Source organism: Amycolatopsis sp. lyj-346, assembly GCF_046548975.1.
Lineage (GTDB): Bacteria > Actinomycetota > Actinomycetes > Mycobacteriales > Pseudonocardiaceae > Amycolatopsis.
Genome location: NZ_JAJPWT010000001.1, coordinates 1,121,712 through 1,140,211, shown reverse-complemented (window position 1 = coordinate 1,140,211; position 18,500 = coordinate 1,121,712). Strand labels below are relative to the sequence as shown.

Genomic DNA, 18,500 nt, shown 5'->3' with positions numbered 1-18,500 from the left:
AAACTGGGCACCGGCGTTACCGGATGCGCCGGTCAGCGGAAGCGACGTGACCGCCACGACTACCCAGACCGTCGAATTCAGGTTAGGCTAACCTAACTAGGAGGTGAGCCGTGACCGAGGCACCCACATCCGTCCGCCGCCCGCCGGCGCCGAACCCCGCCGAGCGCGCCAAGACGATCGCGACCCGCAACGGCCCCGCGTCGTTGCTGCCCACCTGCGATCGCGCGGATCTGAACGGCGAGCGCGTCGTGCCGGTGCTGCACCACGTGCACCACAGCGGCAGCGTCAGCGTGCTGCTGCCGGACGAGCACCCGATGGTCCGCGCGGCGAAGCAGACCGACCGCGGGGAGCTGGCCGTGATGATCGAGCTCGCCGACCAGGCCCCGGTCGACCTGCGGGAACCGATCCGCGGGCTGCTGTGGATCACCGGCTGGCTGCGGCCGCTCTCGCCGGTTTCGGCCCGCGCGCGGGCGGTGGCGATCGCCGAGACGCGGCCGGACGAACGGCTCCTCGACGTCGGCCACGGCGTCACGCTGCTGCGGCTCACCCCGGCGTCGCTCGTCCTCGCCGACGCCGAGGGCACGCACTCGCTGCGCCCGCACATGTTCAGCGCCGCGCCGCCCGATCCGTTCCACGACTACGAGGCCCGGTGGCTGCGGCACCTGGAAAGCGAGCACTCCGACGTCGTCGAGCAGCTCGCGAAGCACCTGCCGGCGGGATTGCGCGGCGGCCGGATCCGTCCGCTCGGGCTCGACCGGTTCGGGCTGCGGCTGCGCGTCGAGTCGGACACGGGCGACCACGACGTGCGGCTGGCGTTCTCGAAGTCCGTCGACAACCCGTCGCAGCTCGCGTCGGAGCTGCGACGGCTGGTCGGCTGCCCGTTCCTGCGCGGGCGGTCAGGCTAGTTCGGCGGGGAAGCCGCCCTTCGCGATCGGCCCCCAGCTCTCGATCGCGACGCGGATGATGCTCTTGCCCTGCTTGACCATGGCCTCGCGGTATTCGTCCCAGTCCGGGTGTTCGCCCGAAATGGCACGGAAGTAGTCCACGAGCGGCTCGACCGAATCCGGGATGTCCAGCACCTCGGCGGTGCCGTTCAGCTGCACCCACTGGTCGTTCCACTCGTCGGACAGGATGCAGGCCGACACCTTCGGGTTGCGCTTGACGTTCACGACCTTCGCGCGCTTCGGGTAGGTCGAGACGACCAGCCTGCCCTCGGCGTCGACGCCGCAGGTGACCGGCGAAAGCTGCGGGCCGCCGTCGGCCTTCGTGGTCAGCAGGATCGCGCGGTGACGGGTCGACAGGAATTCGACCAGCGCGGCGCGGTCGACGGATTCGTTGGTGGCGATGCTCCTCGGCATACCCCGAAGGTAGCGTGCGTCCATGACGTTCACCGCGCGATCGTGGCTGGCCCCGGCCCGCCCCGAGTTCCCCGGGACGATCGAGGACCCCGCCGAGCGCCGCGCGATCAAGCTCGAGCTGCTGATCGTCTTCGGGATCACGCTCGGCCTGTCCGGGATCCGCAGCCTGCTGTCCCTTGTGGACTCGCTGCTGCAGCCGGTACCGCTGGCCCAGCAGCAGACCCAGCTGAACGTGCCGCAGGCCGCGGCGAGCCTGATCGACCTGCTCAAGCAGCTGCTGTCGGCGACGCAGCTCGTCGGCTGGGGCGCGCTCGGGCTGTACCTGCTGTGGCGCGCGGGCATCAAGGTCGCACAGCTGGGGCTGGACCGCCGGTCGCCGGGCCGTGACGCGCTGCTGACCGTGGTGCTCGCCGCGCTGATCGGCCTTCCGGGCCTGGCCCTCTACTTCATCTCCTACCACCTCGGGTTCAGCCTGGCCGTGCAACCGTCCACTTTGGGCGATACGTGGTGGCGGCCGATCACGCTGACGCTCTCGGCGTTCGGCAACGCCTTCGCCGAGGAAGTCCTGGTGATCGGCTACCTGCTGACGCGGCTGCGACAGCTCGGCGTCCGGGAGAACAGCGCCCTGCTCGGCGCCGCCGTGCTGCGCGGTTCGTACCACCTGTACCAGGGGTTCGGCGGGTTCGTCGGCAACCTGATCATGGGCCTGGTGTTCGGGCGGCTGTGGCAGAAGACGAACCGGCTGTGGCCGCTCGTCGCCGCGCACACGCTGTTCGATTTTGTGTCGTTCGTCGGGTATTCGCTGCTCAAGGGGCACGTTTCCTGGCTTCCCTGACTAGGCTCGGGGGGTGATCGACGAAACGACACCTCCCCGGGTGGACAGCGAAGTCGGACCCCTGCGCGCGGTGCTGCTGCACCGGCCCGGCAACGAGCTCAAAAGGCTGACGCCCCGCAACAACGACCAGCTCCTGTTCGACTCCATCCCGTGGGTCGACCGGGCCCAGGCCGAGCACGACGCGTTCGCCGACGTGCTGCGCAGCCGCGGCGTCGACGTCCTCCTGCTGGCCGACGCGCTGCGGACCGCGCTCGAAGACGACCGGGCCCACGCGGCGGGCGTGCACGCGGCGGTCGACGACCGGCGGCTCGGCGGCGACCTGGCCGACTCGCTGCGGTCGCACCTGTCGGGCGTCGACGCGGCCGGCCTCGCCGAGGTGCTGATGGCCGGGATGACGTTCGAGGAGCTGCCGTCGGCGGAGGGCGCGTCGCTGGTGCGGATGATGAACCACCCGCACGACTTCGCCGTCGATCCGCTGCCGAACCTGCTGTTCACCCGCGACTCGTCGGCGTGGATCGCCGATCGGGTGGCGGTTTCGTCGCTGACCATGCCCGCGCGGCGCCGCGAAACCGCGGTGCTCGACCTCATCTACGCCTACCACCCGCAGTTCCGCCACGCCGCCCGCGCGTACGGCGCCCATTCGGCGCCGATCGAAGGCGGCGACGTGATGCTGCTGGCGCCGGGCGTGCTCGCCATCGGCGTCGGCGAGCGGACGACCGCGGCCGGCGCGGAGTCGCTCGCCCGGTCGGTGTTCGCCGACGGCATCGCGCACACCGTGCTGGCGGTGCCGATCGAGCAGTCCCGCGCGACCATGCACCTGGACACGGTGTGCACGATGGTCGACGTCGACGCGGTGGTGATGTACCCGCTGGCGCGCGACTCGCTGACGGCGTTCACGCTGCGCCCGACCGGCGACGGCGGGGTGAAGGTGGCCGGCCCGGCGCCGTTCCTGGTGGCCGCGGCCGAGGCGATGGAGATCGACCGGCTGCGCGTCATCGACACCGGCCTCGACCCCGTGACGGCCGAACGCGAGCAGTGGGACGACGGCAACAACACCCTCGCACTGGCGCCCGGCGTGGTCGTCGGCTACGAGCGGAACGTCGAGACGAACGAGCGGCTGGAAGCGGCGGGCATCGAGGTGCTGCCGATCGCGGGCTCCGAACTCGGCTCCGGCCGGGGCGGACCGCGGTGCATGTCCTGCCCGGTCCGCCGCGATCCCCTGTGATGCAAGCCTTCCCTAATCGGCACACGCGATTAGGGAAGGCTTACTTAAATTAGGTTCGTCTTCTTTAGGAATGGTAACCCTAATAGGGGGCAGATCACCAGTCTGAAGTAGTCGAAAATCGAATTCTGCCGTATCGTGGTGGTCATGGCCCTCACCAAGAAGAAAGAGCCGCGCTCAAAGTTCTACGAACTGCTGCAGGCGCAGATCCACAACGAGTTCAACGCGTCCCAGCAGTACATCGCGCTCGCGGTGTGGTTCGACGCCGAGGACCTCCCGCAGCTGGCGAAGCACTTCTACAAGCAGTCCGTCGAGGAGCGCAACCACGCGATGGCGCTCGTGCAGTACATGCTCGACCGCGACCACCACGTCGAGATCCCCGGCGCCGGGGAGGTGCGCAACGAATTCTCCGGCGTCACCGAGCTCATCGAGCTCGCGCTCGCCCAGGAGAAGGAGGTCGCCGCCGACATCTCCGCGATGGCGAAGGCCGCGCGCGCCGAAGAGGACTACATCGGCGAGCAGTTCACGCAGTGGTTCCTCAAGGAGCAGGTCGAAGAGATCTCCCAGATGAACACGCTGCTGAACGTCGTGAAACGCGCCAACGGCAACCTGTTCGAGGTCGAGAACCACCTGTACCGCGAGTCCGTCGGCGACGGCGGCACCGACTCGCAGATGCCGCCGGTGGCCGGCGGCAAGCTCTGACGCTCGGCCGGACCGAGAACCCGGGCTCTCCCCCTGTGGACAGCCCGGGTTTCGGCATGCGCCCGCCGCTCAGCCGGCGCAGTCCTGGGTGACGCTCGTCAGGCTCGCCTGCACGACTCCGGTCTCGTCGAGCCGGAAGCGGTACTCGGCGGCGGCCCCGGCCGGCGCGACGACGCTGCCGGACTCTTCCTTGGCCGCGGGGTAGGCGGCGAGGATCTGGTCCTTCGAGGACCCGGCGCCGATGCCCTCGGCGGTGTGCGTGGCCACGTCCGGGGTGACGACGACGAGCCCGGCCGCCTTCGAAATGACGACGCTCGCGGACGCGGGGACGCCGCTGCCTTGTGCCTTGTAGACGGTGCAGCTCGCCCCGGCCTGCACCTCGCTGAGCGTGACGGCCTCTTCGGCGACGTCGGCCTCGGACATACCGAGCTTGAGCTTGCCGAAGCCGTCCGCCGCGAGCAGCGGCCCGGTGATCACACTGGCGAGCGTGGACGGCGACGGGGAGGACGGCGGCCGCGGCGACGGCGACGTTTCCGGCGGTGCGGAAGCGTGGATGCTCTGGGTGCCGGTCGGCCCCGGCGTCGACGGCTCCGGCGGACGGCCCGCCGTGAGGTCCTCGGGTGGTTTGGCGCCGGTTCCGGTCCCGTCGGCGGACATCACCGCGGTGCCTTCCTCGGTGTGGAACCGGATCATGGTCAGTCCCCCGCCGACGGCGACCACGGCGGCCGCCACCCCGGCCACGGCCTGCACGGTGTGCCGCCGACGGCTACGGCGTCGCGCACCGGCGACGATGGCCGTGCCGGCCTCCGGCGGCGGCGGCAGGTCCAGCCGTTCGTCGGCGAACAGCGCGCGCAGGCGCCGCTCCAGTTCGTCATCGGAGATGTTCAACCCGCATCACTCCCTTCGCCTTCGCCGTCAGCCGGCTTCAGCTTCATCCGCAGGGAAGCAATCGCCTTGCTGGCCTGGCTCTTGACGGTGCCCTGGGTGATGCCGAGCGCACCGGCGATCTCCGCTTCCGAGAGACCTTCGTAGTAACGCAGCACCATCACGGCCCGTTGTCTCGGCGGCAGCGTTCGTAACGCACGCCACAGCGGCTCGTGCTCGAACGGGTCGGCCGGCACGTGCGGGCTGGTCTCCGGCAGGTCCGCGACGAGGTTCTCGCGGCGCGTCCGGCGCCAGCGGCTCACGTGCGCGTTCGCCATCGACCGGCGGACGTAGGCCAGCGGGTCGCCGGTCTTTTCGTGGACGTACGTCCACCGCGAACCGATCTTCTCCAGCACGGTCTGCACCAGGTCCGCCGCGTCGTGCGGGTTGCCGGTGAGCGCGTGGCCGTACCGGAGCAGGCCCGGCAGGGTGGCCTGCACGAAGTCGCCGAAGTCGACGAATTCGCCAGCCAACGTCGCGGCCCTCCCTCGGCCTGCGCTGGTCACCCAGGTCTCTTCCCCGGTGAAGACGGGTGCCGCAGCGGTCACCGTATCGCCTCCCATCGGGGTCGGATAGCCGGAAGCCGAGTCCCCTTCCTCCCCAACACGCATCACAGCCCCCTCAGGTTGCCCGCGTTCCCGGCCGAGTTCGTGATCGCCCGGCCGGGAGATGGGTCTGCCCACGTCAGCGGTGGGCGAGCGAGTCGGGCAGCCGGAAACCGCCGCTCTCGGACTCGCGAAATTCGTGCACGCCGACGACTGCCGCGTGCGGGATCGGCCCGTAGACGTGCGGGAACCAGATCCCCGCCGGGTGCGGCGGCACGCCGTCTTCCCAGCGCACCGGCGACCCGACCTTCGCCGGGTCGATCTCGAGGAGCACCAGATCGGTGCGGCCCCGGTAGCGCACGTTGGCCGGCAGGTGCGCCGTGCCGAAGTCGGAACAGTGGATGAACCCGGCTTCCCCCAGCGAAGACGGCCGGTACTCGCCGCCTTCGCCCACTTCGGCCCACTCGGCCGCCCCGCAGATGTGGAGTATCACGCCGAGAATCGTCCCACCGGCGCGTTGCGGCTGTGGTGTCGCTTGCACCACATAATGCCTGGTTGAACGCTCATCGAGCCCGGTGGAGGACCGCCGGTTCGTACCGACGGTCCGGCACCGGCCGACGAGGAGTCAGCGCAGGGTCAGCTGCCGGCCGATGAGGCCGTCCCGCGCCCTGCGCTCGGTCGCGTTCAGCGGCTCGTCGTCGAGCGACTTCAACGCCGTCTCGAGACGGGCGCCGAGGGCGTCCTTCGCCTCCGCCCACTCGCGGGCGTGGGCCTCGGGGTCGAGGTCCCAGACCGGGACGAGCAGACCGTGCGCCCGGAACGAGCCGGCGTAGCGCGAGCCTTCGCCGAGGCCGAGCTCGCCGGCCGCGGACAGCCGGGCCAGCGCCTGGAGCAGCAGGTTCTCCGGCTCCGGCCGGACCCAGCGCAGGTGCGCCTTTTCACCGGCGAGGACCCAGTAGGCACCAGAGCCGAGCCGTTCGGTGGGCATGATCGCGGCGTTCGCGCGCTCGAGCGACACGGCGACGTCACCGGTCGCGTCCGCGTCCTCGGGCAGCCACCAGCCGAAGTCCGTGTGCAGCGTGACGTCGAGTTCGGCGCCCGGCGCCAGCAGGTCCTGGAGGCGCGCGTGCTCGTCGGCGGACGGCGGGGTGGTGGTGTCCGGCACGCCGAGGACGTCACCCTCCTTGGCGTCCAGCAGCCACTTCAGCGACCGGCCGAGGTCACGGCTGATGTCGGACGAGCGGGTCTGCACCTGCAGGCCGAGGTAGCGCCGGCCGTCCGAGCGGACGAACGCGGCGGCCGCCATCGGCAGCACGGTCCCGAGGGTGACGTCACCACCGTCGGCGAGGGTGAGCTGGGCCGTCGCGGACGGCACGAACTCGCGCAGCGCGATCAGCTCGGGCTCCGCCGCCAGCCCTTCGAACGGCTGGCCGACGAAGACGTCGCGCACCTTCGGCTTGCGGTCCGACGCCTGCTTGGGACCCTTCTTGCGCGCGCCCTTGCCCACTGCTGCCTCCTCTGGCTCGGGTTCAGACGCTATCGAAGGGTTAGTCTCGCGACGTGTTCGACCCCCGCGATCCCGTGTTCCTCGAAGACCCGTACCCGGCGTTCGCCGCCCTTCGCTCGCGAGGCGAAGTCCATTTCCACGAAGGGCTGGGCCTCGCCGTCGCGGTGTCGCACGCCGCGTCGTCGGCGGTGTTGCGTCACCGCGGGCTGGGCCGGATCTGGCAGGACGCCCAGCCGCTCGAGCGGTTCGCCTCCTTCAACCTGTTGCACCGCAACTCGCTCCTGGAGAACGAGCCGCCGGCGCACACCCGCCTGCGCCGCCTGATCGCGGGCGCGTTCGGCCGCGGCCACGTGCAGCGGCTGCGTCCGATGGTCGCAACGCTCGCCACCCGCATGGTCGACGACCTGGCGGCCGCGATCGCCACCGACGGCAGTGCCGACCTCCTCGAGCACCTCGCCCAGCCGCTGCCGGTCGCGGTGATCGCCGAGCTGCTGGGTGTCCCCGGCACCGACGGGCCGCGGATGGTCCAGCTGTCCAACGCCATCGTGAAGATGTACGAGTACGACCTGCCGGAGGAAGGACGCGACGCAGCCGAGCGCGCGGCAGCCGAGTTCGTCGAGTACGTCCGTTCGGTCGCCTCGGCCCGCGCGGACGCACCGGGCGACGACATCATCAGCGACCTCCTCCGCAGCGAGCTGACCCCCGACGAGCTGGTGGCCACCGCGGTGCTGCTGCTGATGGCCGGCCACGAAGCGACGGTCAACGTGCTCGGCAACGGCATCACGGCCCTGCTCACGCACCGGGACCAGTGGGAGCGCCTGCTGGCCTCACCTGCCCTTCTGGATTCGTGTGTCGAGGAGCTGATCCGGTTCGACGCACCCCTGCAGCTGTTCGAGCGGACGGCGACCGAGGACGTGTCGATCTGCGGATATGTCGTTCAGCGGGGCGAGAAGATCGGCGCGCTGCTGGGTGCCGCGGCTCGCGACCCGAAGGTGTTCGACGAGCCGGACCGCCTGGACATCGGCCGGACGCCGAACGCCCACCTCGGGTTCGGCCTCGGGATCCACTACTGCGTGGGTGCTCCTCTCGCTCGGGTGGAGATCGCCGCCGCGCTGTGCGCGCTGGCGGAGAAGCTGCCGGGGCTGCGGTTGGCCGAGACGCCGCCGCGGCGGCCGGAGTTCGTGATCCGCGGGTTGCGGGAGCTTCGGGTCACCGTGTGACGGGTCCCCGCCTCGGGTTTGCACGTGATCCGGGGCGGTCCTCCCGTGACTGGACGCGGATCTCGCGTGATTCGGGACCGAACTCGCGTGATTGAAGCCGGAAGTCGCGTGATTGGGGAGGTATCTCGCGTGATTGGAGGGGCATCTCGGGTGATTGGGGGTCGGTGCGGGGGTTCATGGGGTTACTCCGGTGAAGAGGTTGTCCTCTGGGGTGGGGGTGGGGTGGGCCAGGTGGTAGTCCTCGTGGGGCCAGGTCTGGCGCTCGATTTCGCGTGAGTGGGCGAAAAACGGGTGGGCCGGGTCTACCTGGGTGGCGTGGGCGAGGAGGGCTCGGTCGCGGGTGGCGAAGTGGGACTCGCAGCGGATTCTGGTGGTGACCGGGAGTTTGTCGGGCGGGAGTTCGGCCAGGACTTCGGCCATCGAGGACTTCAGGCCGGCGGCCAGGGTGGCCTCGTGCAGGGCCTCGAACCAGGCGCGGCTCAGAGTTGCTTGGTAGTACAGCTTTTGGGGGCGCCACGGCGCGCCGCAGCCGGGATAGCGGGCTGGGTCGGCGGCCGCGGTGAAGGCTTCGACCGTCACCTCGTGGGTGCGGATGTGGTCCGGGTGGGGGTAGCCGCCCGTTTCGTCGTACGTGATCACCACGTGTGGGCGGAACTCGCGGATCAGTGCCACCAGCGGTGCCGCCGCCTCGGTCAGCGGGAGGGCCGCGAAGCAGCCTTCGGGCAACGGTTCGCCCTCGGCGGGCAGGCCGGAGTCGACCAGGCCGAGGAAACGCTGGCGAACGCCCAGGATCTCGGCGGCCGCGGCCATCTCGCGGCGGCGGATCGCCGGGAGGTTCGCCCACGTCTCGGCCGTGTCCAGGGCCGGGTTCAGGACGTCGCCGCGTTCGCCGCCCGTGCAGGTCGCGACCAGGACGTCCACGCCCTCGGCGGCGTAGCGCGCCAGGGTGGCCGCGCCCTTGCTGGATTCGTCGTCCGGGTGAGCATGGACGCTCAAGAGGCGGAAAGTCACCGTGTGCTCCTCTGGGGGAAGAAAAGTGCGGGGATCAAGGTCAGGGCCGACAGCGCCAACGCCCACGTGAAAGTGGTGCCGAACGCCGCCGGGGCCGGCGCGGCCGTGAGCTCGCGGTGGAGGATCGCGGCCAGCAGGGCGGTGCCCAACGAGCCGCCGATCCGGTTGACCACGTTGAACGCGCTCGCCGCCCGGGGAATGCGGGACCGGTCCAGCGAGCCGTACAGCGTTGTCATGCCGGGGGCCGTCGCCGCGCCCAGGCCGACGCCGCGGATCAGAAGGGACAGCGTCAGCAGGACACCGTCGGGTGCCGAGCCGAGCTGGGTGAACGCGATCGTGCCCAGCAGGGACAGCGCGATCCCGGCCAGCATTATGCGACGCGGCCCGAAGCGGGCCAGGAGCCGGCCGCTCGCCAGCATGACCGCCGCCGAGCCGAGGGCCTGGGGCGCCAGCAGCAGCCCGGCCCGCAACGCGCTCGCGTGCTCCACCTGCTCGTAGTACAGCGGAAGCAACAGCATCGAGCTGTACAGCGACGCTCCCAGCAGGAACGTGCTCGCGCTGGCGACCGCGAACCCCTTGTTCCGGAACAGCGCGAGCTCGAGCACCGGGGACGCCGTCCGGGAAGCGTGGACGCCGTACGCCAGCAGCAGCGCGGCCCCGGCCACCCAGGCGACGAGCACGCCCTCGGCCAAGCCGTAGACGACCGCGCCGAGCCCCGGCGAAAGCAACGCGATTCCCCGGACGTCCAACGGAGCATGCGCGCCACCCGGCGCGGGAGCCGGGAGGAGCCGCCGCGCGAAGAAGAACGTCGCCACGCCCAGCGGGACGATGCCGAAGAACATCCAGCGCCACCCGAAGTCCGCCACCAGCACGCCGCCGAGCATCGGCCCCAGCACCGGGGCCACCGCTGCCGGCAACGTGATCACGCCGATCATCCGGCCCAGCGCCGGACCGGCCGCCTGCGCGAACACCGCCTGCCCGACCGGCTGCATCAGCCCGCCGCCCAGGCCGTGGAGCACCCGGAACGCGATCAAAGCGGGCGCGGACCACGCGAAGCCGCACAGCAGCGTGCCCGCGGTGAAGATCGCCACCGCCGTCAGCCAGACCGCGCGGCCGCCGAACCGGTCGGTCAGCCAGCCCGACAGCGGGATGGCCATGGAGGCCGCGAGCAGGTACGCGCTCGCCACCCACTGCACCGTGGTCAGCGGGCTGTCCAGGTCACGGGCGATCGAGCCGATCCCAACCGTCACGATCGTCGCGTCGAGGATCGACAGCACCGCGCCCATGATCAGCACACCGCCGAGCCGCCACAGCGCCGCATCGGGCCGGACTGCCGTCGTCATGCGCACCCCCTCGGTTGATTAGGTCGAACCTCAGATTAGGTCCGACCCAGTCATTGGGTCAAGCACAATCTTGGGTTCGACCCAGTAGAGTGACGCCATGAGTGAGGGACTCCGGGACCGTAAGAAGCAGGAGACCAGTAAGACCATCTCCGACGTGGCCACGCGGCTGTTCATCCGCAACGGCTTCGAGGACGTGACGATCGCGGAGATCGCCGCCGAGGCGCGGGTCGCCAAGATGACCGTGACGAACCACTTCCCCCGCAAGGAAGACCTGGTCTTCGACATCCGCGAAGACTTCACGGCCTGGCCCGCCGCGCTCATCCGCGACAGCGTCTTCCACGACACGCGCGAGCTCTACTTCGAAGCGCTGGGCGCCGAGCACGCGCTGGTCGGCTTCTCCGGCCCCGGCTTCGTGCGGATGATCAAGGAGAGCCCGGCACTGACGAACGCGCTGCACGAAATGCACCGCGAACGCGAGACGGCGCTCATCGACCTGCTCATCCGGCGTCACCCCGAAGAAGACCTCACGCCCACGCTCGCCGCCGCCCACCTCACGACGGTCCTGCGGGTGCTCTTCCAGGAGGTCTTCGACCGGATCCTCGAGAACGAGAAAACCGTCGTCGACGAGCTGTGGCCCATCGCGGAACAGGCCTTTGACCAGCTCGAACCGGCCTTCGGCCGCTACTAGCGCCGTTACTAGCGAGCGGCGCCGGCGGGTCGCGAAGCCCGTAGTTCCGGCTCGGGCGCGCCCCGGACCTTCAGCACGCGCATCTCGCGCACGGCCCGGGCGTCCGACGGCGCCAGCAGCGCGGAGAACCGCCGCACGACCAGGGCCGTCACCACCGCCAGCGCGGCCGCGGAAAGGTCGGTCAGCGCGACCAGGACGACGCTGTCGGCCATCGACTGCACGTCCTCACGGAAGCGCCAGAAGATCGTCACGCCCAGCAGGATCCAGTTGAGCAGCCAGGCACCCCACCACCAGAGCACCTGGCGGGACGGCTTCGGCCGGACGTCACGAGACCGGCCCAGCACCGCGTGCTCCAGCTCCCCGACGACCGACAGCGCCATCGGCAGGTTCGCCACCGGCACGAGGACGCCGACCAGCACCTGCCACACCGGCCGCGGCGGGTCGTCGCCGGACACGTCCGCCGCCGCCTGGCGCGCGACCAGCAGCCACCAGAGCGACAGCCCGGCGGGCAGCAGCGCGAGGATCGACGCCAGCAGGCCCGCGGCGAGCACGAAGCCGTCGGAGAACGCCACCACCGAACGGGACAGCGCGGAGTCCCGGCCCTGGACGAGCAGCACGTACCGCCAGATCTCCGCGCTCGCCGCGGCCACCGCGAGCACGGCGAACGCGAACAGGACCACGACCACGCTGCGGCTGAGCACCGGAACCCGGTCGATCGGGCGGAGTTCGTCGGAGGCCGTGCCGGGCACCGACGTCGGACGCCGCCAGACCAGGTTCGGGAATCCCCAGCGCGGCGGTACCGGGTACGACGGCGGGCCGAGGTACGGCTCGGGCGCGGCAGCGCGGCGGCGCGGCCAAGCACCGGGCGGCGGGGTCGCCACCCAGCGCAGCTTCGGCCGGTGCGCCGGACGGCGGTGGTAGGGGTACGGCTCCGGCTGCGCGGCCAGCGTCCGGCCCTGCAGCTGCTGGGCCGTCGGCGGCACCGCCGGGCGCGGCCAGTACCCGGGCGGGTACGGCCGGCCCTGCGGAGGCTGCCCCGGGTGCAAGCTAGATCACTTCGGGTTCGATGCCGGGGTGCTCGCCGACCATCGGACGGCCTTCGCGCTGCCACGCGCCCATGCCGCCGGCCACGTTCACCGCGTCCCAGCCGCTCTGGTTCAGCCACGCCGCCGCCCGCGCGGACCGGCCGCCGCTGCGGCAGATCACGTGGATCGGCTCGTCTTCGGGCAGCTGGGCCAGCTCGCCGACGCGGGCGGGCAGCTCCCCCATCGGGATGTGCACCGCGCCGGGTGCGTGCCCGGCGGCCCACTCGTCGTCTTCGCGGACGTCGAGCAGCACCAGGCCGTCCGTGGGCAGGTCGCGGACCTCGGCGGTCGGCAGTTCAGCAGGGCTCACCACGATCTCCATGCTGCCATGCGGAGGCGTTGCCCGCGCGTGAGGTCAGCGCATCACTTTCGGTGCCTGCCGCGCCCGGGGATACGCGTCTTCTCCTCGGCCTGGCCGAACCGCGCGACGGCCCTGTCCCGCATGAAGCCGAGCGGATCCGGCGCGTGCAGCCGCAGCATGATGTCGTGGACGTGCTCCGGGCGGCCGTAGCCGGTCACGCGGCTGACCAGGTACGTCGACACAAAGGCGATCGGGACGGTGATCAGCGCGGGCTGGTTGACGAACCAGGGCGCCCAGCCGCCGGTGTAGCCGCTCACGACGTTGACCACCAGCGCGGCCAGTACCAGCCCGCCGCCGACCAGCATCCCGGCCAGCGCACCCGGCCAGGACAGCTTGCGCCACCAGATGCCCAGCACCAGCAGCGGGCTGAACGTCGACGCGGCGAGCGCGAACGTCAGCCCGATCGACAGCGAGATGTCCTCCGGCCGCAGCACGACCGCCAGCACGATCGGGAACAGCGCGACCAGCCCGGCCGCCACGCGGAAGTCCCGCACCCGGCCGGGCAGCAGGTCGGTCGACACCACCCCGGCGACGCTCACCAGGAGACCGGACGTGCTGGACAGGAACGCGGAGAACGCCCCGGCCGCGGTGACCGCGCCGAGGATCTGGCCGCCGATCCCGGGCAGGATCGCCGAAGGCAGCTGCAGGATCGCCGCGTCCGTCTTGCCGGTCACCAGCAGTTCGGGGACGTACATCCGCGACAGCGCGCCCAGCAGCGTCGGGAACAGGTAGAACAGCCCCAGCAGCAGCAGGACGTGCACGGTCGTGCGGCGCGCGGCCTTGCCGTCGGGGTTGGTGTAGAAGCGCACCAGCACGTGCGGCAGGCCCATCGTGCCGAGGAACGTCGCGAACATCAGCGAGTACGTCTGCAGCAGGTCGGTGAGGCTGCCCGAGCCCGGGTGCAGCCAGTCCGCGTTGTCCGCGACGGAGTCGCTGACCACCGGGACCGGCGTGCCGGCCATGAACTTCAGCTTGGTGCCTTCGGAGACCGTGTGCGGCGCCAGCGGTGTCCAGTGCGTCGGCCCGGCCGCCGGCCCGTTGTCGGTGCGGCCGTAAGCGTAGAGGTAGGTGTCCGAGGTGACGTGCAGGGTGACGTCGGTCTGCACGTCCACCGTCGTGTCGCTGACGAACACCGGCGGTGCGGGCGCGCCGAGCGGCCGGAACCCGTCGGGGCTGCCGCCGGTGAAGAACACCATGCAGAGCACGAAGGCGGGCACCGAGATCGCGAACAGCTTGAGCCAGTACTGGAAGGCCTGGACCACGGTGATCGCGCGCATGCCGCCGGAGATCACGTTGAACGTGACCACGATCATCACCGCGACCGCGCCGGACCACGCCGGCACCGGCACGATCGTCGCCAGGGTCAGGCCGGCGCCCTGCAGCTGCGGGACCATGTACAGGATCCCGATGAACACGACGAACGCCGTGGAGAACCGGCGCAGCCCCTGCGAGCCGAGCCGCATTTCGACGAAGTCGGGCAGCGTGTACGCCCCGGACCGGCGCAGCGGCGCCGCCACGAACAGCATCAGCGCCAGGTAACCCGCCGTGAAACCGATCGGGAACCACAGCGCGTCGGCGCCGTCCTTGAGCACGATTCCGGCGATGCCGAGGAACGACGCCGCGGACAGGTATTCGCCGGAGATCGCGGCGGCGTTGCGGCGGGACCGCACGGTGCGGCGCGCGACCAGGAAGTCGTGCGTGCTCGTGGCCGACCGCGAGGAGCGGTGACCGAGGTAGGGCGTCACCACGGCGACCAGCACGATGCCGGCCAAGGCCCACGGGTTCAGCTGCACGGGAGGAATCCTCGCACGAGTGAGTGCGAAACTAGTTTTCGATCATGTCCACGAAAGCGCGTTCATTGCGTTCGGCGAGCCGGTTGTACCAGATCCCCACGCCGAACAGGAACGGGAACGGCAGCACGCCGAGGATCAGCCAGGCCACCGGAATGCCCAGCAGGCTGGCGCGGGAGAACCCGGGCAGCAGGTAGAACAGCACGGGCAGCGAGCCGAAGACGCCGACGACGAGCAGCGAGAGCAGCAACGCCGTCCGCAGCTGCACCTTCACCAGGTGGTCGCGGACGAGCAGCTTCCCCCAGCTGGTCTGCTCCTCCAGCTCGACCCGGGCGCGCAGGGTGCCGGCGCCGCGGCGCGGGTCGGCGAGGATCACCCGCTCCCGCTTGGGTTTGGCGTGGTGTTCCGGCTTCGGCGGCGGCTCGTTCTCCGGTGCCGGCGGCAGGGACTCGACGACGGCCCGTTCGGTCGGCTGCGGCAGCGGCTGCTGCCGGGCACGCCTGCCGAGCGTCGGGTCCGGCTCGCGGACCCCGTTCGCGCGGCGCTCGTAGTAGTCGTCGGTCATGGCCGGTCCCCGGCTCAGCCGTTCCGGCCCGAACCGACCAGCCGGTCCTTCAGCGCGCGGGTGTGGCGCCGGCTCACCGGCAGCACCTTCTCCTCGTTGCCGATGACGACCTGGTAGCCGCCCTGGCCCATGCGCAGCTCGGTGATCAGCGGCAGCGCGACCAGGAACGACCGGTGGATGCGGACGAACCCGGCCTTCTCCCAGCGCTCTTCGAGCTGGGCCAGCGGGATGCGGACCAGGTGGCTGCCTTCGGTGGTGAACAGCCGCGCGTAGTCGCCCTGCGCCTCGACCCAGCGGACCGAGGAGCGCGGGATGAGCTTGGTGGTGCCGGCCAGCTCGACCGGGATGACCTCGTCGTCGTTCTTGACCGGCTCGCCGCCCAGCGCGCCGGGCGGGGGCGCCGCGGCGGCGGCCAGCTTGTCCAGCACGCGCGTGATGGCGCGGTCGAGGCGGTCCTGCTGGTAGGGCTTCAGGACGTAGTCGAGGGCGCCGAGGTCGAAGGCGTTGACGGCTTCTTCGGCGTGCCCGGTGACGAACACCAGGGCGGGCGAGGGCCGCAGCGCGGCGAACACGCGTGACATCTCCATGCCGGACAGCCCCGGCATGTCGATGTCCGCGAAGACGGCGTCGACGATCGGCAGGCCGCGGTCCTTGCGCTCGCGCAGCCGCGGGTCGTCGGTGGACAGCAACCGCAGCGCCTCGGAGGCGTCGATCGCCGGGAACACCTTCGCCACGTGCGGGCTGTTGCGCAGGCAGTGGACGAGTTCGTCAAGACCGTTCGGCTCGTCGTCCACGGCCAGGACCACGAGCTTCCGGGTGTCATCGTGAGCACTCACAGTGAAACGCATCCTGCCCATTGCCGAGTGCAATGTCCAGCCCCCGTCCGCATTGAGTGAGGAGAACCCGCGGACGGCAGCGCGGTCCGCGGGCCCTCCTGATCAGTGCACGAACGTGAACCAGTTGAGGTTCACGAAGTCGGCGGGCTGACCACTCGTGAACGTCACGTACACGTTGTGCACCCCGGTGACCGAGCTGATGTTCGCGGGGATCGTCCGCCAGCTCTGCCAGCCGCCGGTGTTGGCGACGGCGAAGCTGCCGATCGGCGCGTTGGACAGGCTGTCCAGCCGCACCTCGACCAGCCCGCTGACCCCGCCGGCGGCACCGGAGGCCACGCGCGCCTGGAAGTTCGTCGCCGCGCTGCTGCCGAAGTCGACGTTGGGGTAGAGGGCCCAGTCGCCGTTGCCCGCGGGGCCGATGTTCTGGCCGCCGCCGGTGTCGGTGGTCGTCTGCTTGGCCAGGCCGTTCTGCTGGGTGTACGCCTCGGCCTGGATGGTGCTGTATGCGCTGCCGCCGCCACCCGGTGGAGTGGTCGTGGTCGGCGGGGTCGTGGTGCCACCACCCCCGCCGCCGCGGGTGCTCACCGTGACGTAGTCGACGACCATCGGGCGACCCGGCACGATCCCCGGCCCGGGCGTGGTCGTGCCGGACTGGTTGTTCGGGAAGGCGCCGCCGATGGCGACGTTCAGGAGCACGAAGTAGCCGGCGTGGCTGGTCATGTTGGCCCACGTCGTCGCGTCGAGCTGGTTCTGGCTCACCGAGTGGAACTGCTGGCCGTCGACGAACCAGCGGAAGACCTGCGGGCTGCTGCTCGCGTCCCACTCGAAGCGGTAGGTGTGGAAGGCCGACTGGCAGCTGCTGCCCGGGCAGGCCCGGTTGTTCGGCAGGCCGGTGGTCTCGTTGCACGGGCCGCCCGGGTTGACGCCGCAGTGCAGGACGCCCCAGACGGAGTTGATCCCGTTGACGTTCTCCATGATGTCGAACTCGCCGATGGCGGGCCAGTTCCACCAGTTCCCGCGGTAGGGGCCGCCGAGGGCCCAGAACGCGGGCCAGTAGCCGAGCGCGGCCGCGCCGGTGACGTTCGGCATCTGGATCCGGCTCTCGATGCGCATGACCCCGCCCGCCGGCGGCTTGAAGTCGGTGCGCTGGGTCTCGATGCGCGCCGAAGTCCAGTTGCCCGCGCCGTCGCGCAACGGCGTGATGCGGAGGTTCCCGGAGCCGTCGAGGGAGACGTTGTCCGGGCTCGCCGTGTAGTTCTGGATCTCGCCGGTGCCCCAGTTGCCGGGGCCGCCCGGGTAGCCGTGGCCGGTGTCGATGATCCAGTTCGCGCCGGACGGGAGCGTGCGGGAGCCGCCGGTGAAGTCATCGGCGAAGACGGTGGTCCAGCCCGCTTCGGGCGGCGGGATCGAGGCCGCTGCGGGCATCGTGAGGGGAATGGCGATGAGCGCGGCGCCGAGCACGGCACCGACGGCGATTCTGCGGGAGTGGGGCATCGGGACGACCTCCTTGTCGACCGGGATTTGTTGCCGCTCGCAACAAAGCCCGTCGACAAGGAGACCTGACGCGTTCACGCGATTCCAGAGGCGTTACACGGCTTGGGTGATTCAGGTCACAAAGTCTGCCCGGAAGTACCCTAACCGGACATCGGCATCAGAGGCGTCAGAGGCCGAAGCGGGACCACGCTGCCTTCTGGGTCACCGCGTCCAGCACGGCCGACGCAGCCGCCGGGGCGCCGATGCCGAGCCGGGCGAGCAGGGGCCTCTTCGGCTCGGCCACCGAGATCTCCGCGTCCGGGTAGCGCTCGGTGATGATCTGGCGGAGGCTGCCGAGGCCGTCGGCCAGGCCGAGCTCGACCGCCTTCGCGCCGAGCCAGACGTCGCCGGTGAACAGGTCCTCCGAGTCGGTCAGGCGATCGCCGCGGCGCTCCTTCACCCAGTTCACGAACAGCTCGTGGAGCTGGGTGTGCATCTTCTTCAGCCACTCGACGTCTTCGGGCTTCTCCGGCGAGAACGGGTCCAGCCGCGACTTGTTCGCACCCGCCGTGTGCAGGCGGCGCTCGATGCCGAAGCGTTCCAGCAGGCCGGTGAACCCGAAGCCGCCGCTGATCACGCCGATCGAGCCGACCATCGACGTCCGGTGCGCGTAGATCTCGTCGGCGGCGCAGGCCAGCCAGTACCCGCCCGACGCGGCGACGTCCTCGCAGAACGCCAGCACCGGCACGTTCTTCTCGTCGGCCAGCTGCCGGATCCGCTCGGCGACCAGCCCCGACTGCGTCGGCGCGCCACCCGGGGAGTTCACCAGCAACGCGACCGCCTTCAGCCGCTCGTGGCCGAACGCCCTGGTCAGCGCCGATTCCACCGCGGTCAAGTTGATCGCGCCCCTGGCCAGCGGCGACGGCGACGGCGTGATCACGCCGTGCAGCTTCACCACGGCCACGACGTCCTTGCGCTCGACCCGGTCGGCGAGCCCTGGGATCCGCGAAGCCAGTTTGTCCGTAACGCTCATGA

20 protein-coding genes are annotated in these 18,500 nt (G+C 70.8%); 6 read left to right on the top strand and 14 right to left on the bottom strand.

All coding sequences use genetic code 11. The features are described 5' to 3' along the window. Positions 1 to 110: 110 nt before the first annotated feature. Positions 111 to 905 (top strand): DUF2470 domain-containing protein, encoded by a 795-nt coding sequence (locus ACLJQE_RS05570; RefSeq protein ID WP_410637866.1) that lies wholly within the window; start codon positions 111 to 113, stop codon positions 903 to 905. Here the strand turns inward: ACLJQE_RS05570 and ACLJQE_RS05565 are convergent. Continuing rightward, a complete protein-coding gene (locus ACLJQE_RS05565; protein ID WP_410637865.1) occupies positions 897 to 1,358 on the bottom strand; it encodes a PPOX class F420-dependent oxidoreductase in 462 nt (153 codons plus the stop codon). The genes ACLJQE_RS05570 and ACLJQE_RS05565 overlap by 9 nt on opposite strands. A gap of 22 nt (positions 1,359 to 1,380) precedes the next feature. Here ACLJQE_RS05565 and ACLJQE_RS05560 point away from each other — a divergent pair, with 22 nt between their 5' ends. The 3 genes from ACLJQE_RS05560 to ACLJQE_RS05550 all read left to right on the top strand — a co-directional run bounded on the left by ACLJQE_RS05560 (position 1,381) and on the right by ACLJQE_RS05550 (position 4,117). Beyond that, positions 1,381 to 2,193 (top strand): CPBP family intramembrane glutamic endopeptidase, encoded by an 813-nt coding sequence (locus tag ACLJQE_RS05560; protein WP_410637864.1) that lies wholly within the window; start codon positions 1,381 to 1,383, stop codon positions 2,191 to 2,193. A 40-nt stretch (positions 2,194 to 2,233) separates the two neighbouring features. Continuing rightward, positions 2,234 to 3,418 (top strand): arginine deiminase, encoded by a 1,185-nt coding sequence (locus ACLJQE_RS05555; protein WP_410638325.1) that lies wholly within the window; start codon positions 2,234 to 2,236, stop codon positions 3,416 to 3,418. Between the two features lie 144 nt (positions 3,419 to 3,562). After that, a complete protein-coding gene (locus ACLJQE_RS05550) occupies positions 3,563 to 4,117 on the top strand; it encodes a ferritin (protein WP_410637863.1) in 555 nt (184 codons plus the stop codon). 69 nt (positions 4,118 to 4,186) lie between these two features. On the opposite strand, the gene ACLJQE_RS05545 is transcribed toward ACLJQE_RS05550, so the two are convergent. The 4 genes from ACLJQE_RS05545 to ACLJQE_RS05530 all read right to left on the bottom strand — a co-directional run bounded on the left by ACLJQE_RS05545 (position 4,187) and on the right by ACLJQE_RS05530 (position 7,093). Further along, positions 4,187 to 5,005, bottom strand: coding sequence for a hypothetical protein (locus ACLJQE_RS05545; RefSeq protein ID WP_410637862.1), 819 nt, complete (start codon positions 5,003 to 5,005; stop codon positions 4,187 to 4,189). Next, the gene (locus ACLJQE_RS05540; RefSeq protein ID WP_410637861.1) at positions 5,002 to 5,514 is read right to left on the bottom strand and encodes a SigE family RNA polymerase sigma factor; all 513 of its coding nucleotides are present in this window, start codon (positions 5,512 to 5,514) and stop codon (positions 5,002 to 5,004) included. The genes ACLJQE_RS05545 and ACLJQE_RS05540 overlap by 4 nt, the downstream gene beginning before the upstream one ends. A gap of 211 nt (positions 5,515 to 5,725) precedes the next feature. Next, a complete protein-coding gene (locus tag ACLJQE_RS05535; protein ID WP_410637860.1) occupies positions 5,726 to 6,079 on the bottom strand; it encodes a DUF952 domain-containing protein in 354 nt (117 codons plus the stop codon). Positions 6,080 to 6,211: 132 nt separating this feature from the next. Then, positions 6,212 to 7,093, bottom strand: a complete 882-nt coding sequence (locus ACLJQE_RS05530) for a DUF5926 family protein (protein ID WP_086839504.1) — start codon at positions 7,091 to 7,093, stop codon at positions 6,212 to 6,214. A 53-nt stretch (positions 7,094 to 7,146) separates the two neighbouring features. Between ACLJQE_RS05530 and ACLJQE_RS05525 the strand changes: the two genes are divergently transcribed. Beyond that, the gene (locus ACLJQE_RS05525) at positions 7,147 to 8,313 is read left to right on the top strand and encodes a cytochrome P450 (RefSeq protein ID WP_410637859.1); all 1,167 of its coding nucleotides are present in this window, start codon (positions 7,147 to 7,149) and stop codon (positions 8,311 to 8,313) included. A 174-nt stretch (positions 8,314 to 8,487) separates the two neighbouring features. Here the strand turns inward: ACLJQE_RS05525 and mca are convergent, their stop codons facing one another. Together mca and ACLJQE_RS05515 are read right to left on the bottom strand one after the other, a co-directional pair. Next, positions 8,488 to 9,324 (bottom strand): mycothiol conjugate amidase Mca, encoded by an 837-nt coding sequence (gene mca, locus ACLJQE_RS05520; RefSeq protein WP_410637858.1) that lies wholly within the window; start codon positions 9,322 to 9,324, stop codon positions 8,488 to 8,490. Continuing rightward, positions 9,321 to 10,667: a DHA2 family efflux MFS transporter permease subunit gene (locus tag ACLJQE_RS05515; RefSeq protein WP_410637857.1), complete on the bottom strand. Its 1,347-nt coding sequence runs from the start codon at positions 10,665 to 10,667 to the stop codon at positions 9,321 to 9,323. The genes mca and ACLJQE_RS05515 overlap by 4 nt, the downstream gene beginning before the upstream one ends. Positions 10,668 to 10,764: 97 nt before the next feature. On the opposite strand from ACLJQE_RS05515, the gene ACLJQE_RS05510 reads away from it, so the two are divergent. Then, positions 10,765 to 11,355: a TetR/AcrR family transcriptional regulator gene (locus ACLJQE_RS05510; RefSeq protein WP_410637856.1), complete on the top strand. Its 591-nt coding sequence runs from the start codon at positions 10,765 to 10,767 to the stop codon at positions 11,353 to 11,355. An 8-nt stretch (positions 11,356 to 11,363) separates the two neighbouring features. Here ACLJQE_RS05510 and ACLJQE_RS05505 read toward each other — a convergent pair whose 3' ends face one another. From ACLJQE_RS05505 to ACLJQE_RS05475, 7 genes are all read right to left on the bottom strand, one after another. Then, the gene (locus tag ACLJQE_RS05505) at positions 11,364 to 12,401 is read right to left on the bottom strand and encodes a DUF4328 domain-containing protein (RefSeq protein WP_410637855.1); all 1,038 of its coding nucleotides are present in this window, start codon (positions 12,399 to 12,401) and stop codon (positions 11,364 to 11,366) included. Position 12,402: 1 nt separating this feature from the next. Beyond that, positions 12,403 to 12,762 (bottom strand): rhodanese-like domain-containing protein, encoded by a 360-nt coding sequence (locus ACLJQE_RS05500; protein ID WP_410637854.1) that lies wholly within the window; start codon positions 12,760 to 12,762, stop codon positions 12,403 to 12,405. Positions 12,763 to 12,803: 41 nt separating this feature from the next. After that, positions 12,804 to 14,594 (bottom strand): cation acetate symporter, encoded by a 1,791-nt coding sequence (locus ACLJQE_RS05495; RefSeq protein ID WP_410637852.1) that lies wholly within the window; start codon positions 14,592 to 14,594, stop codon positions 12,804 to 12,806. A gap of 31 nt (positions 14,595 to 14,625) precedes the next feature. Further along, positions 14,626 to 15,156 carry a hypothetical protein gene (locus tag ACLJQE_RS05490; RefSeq protein ID WP_410637851.1) on the bottom strand — a complete coding sequence of 177 codons (531 nt, stop codon included), beginning with the start codon at positions 15,154 to 15,156 and terminating at the stop codon, positions 14,626 to 14,628. A gap of 14 nt (positions 15,157 to 15,170) precedes the next feature. Then, positions 15,171 to 16,004, bottom strand: a complete 834-nt coding sequence (locus tag ACLJQE_RS05485) for a LytTR family DNA-binding domain-containing protein (RefSeq protein ID WP_310968230.1) — start codon at positions 16,002 to 16,004, stop codon at positions 15,171 to 15,173. A gap of 90 nt (positions 16,005 to 16,094) precedes the next feature. Then, positions 16,095 to 17,486: a carbohydrate-binding protein gene (locus ACLJQE_RS05480; protein WP_410637850.1), complete on the bottom strand. Its 1,392-nt coding sequence runs from the start codon at positions 17,484 to 17,486 to the stop codon at positions 16,095 to 16,097. A 166-nt stretch (positions 17,487 to 17,652) separates the two neighbouring features. Further along, the gene (locus ACLJQE_RS05475) at positions 17,653 to 18,498 is read right to left on the bottom strand and encodes a S49 family peptidase (RefSeq protein WP_410637849.1); all 846 of its coding nucleotides are present in this window, start codon (positions 18,496 to 18,498) and stop codon (positions 17,653 to 17,655) included. Between the last annotated feature and the right edge of the window lie 2 nt (positions 18,499 to 18,500).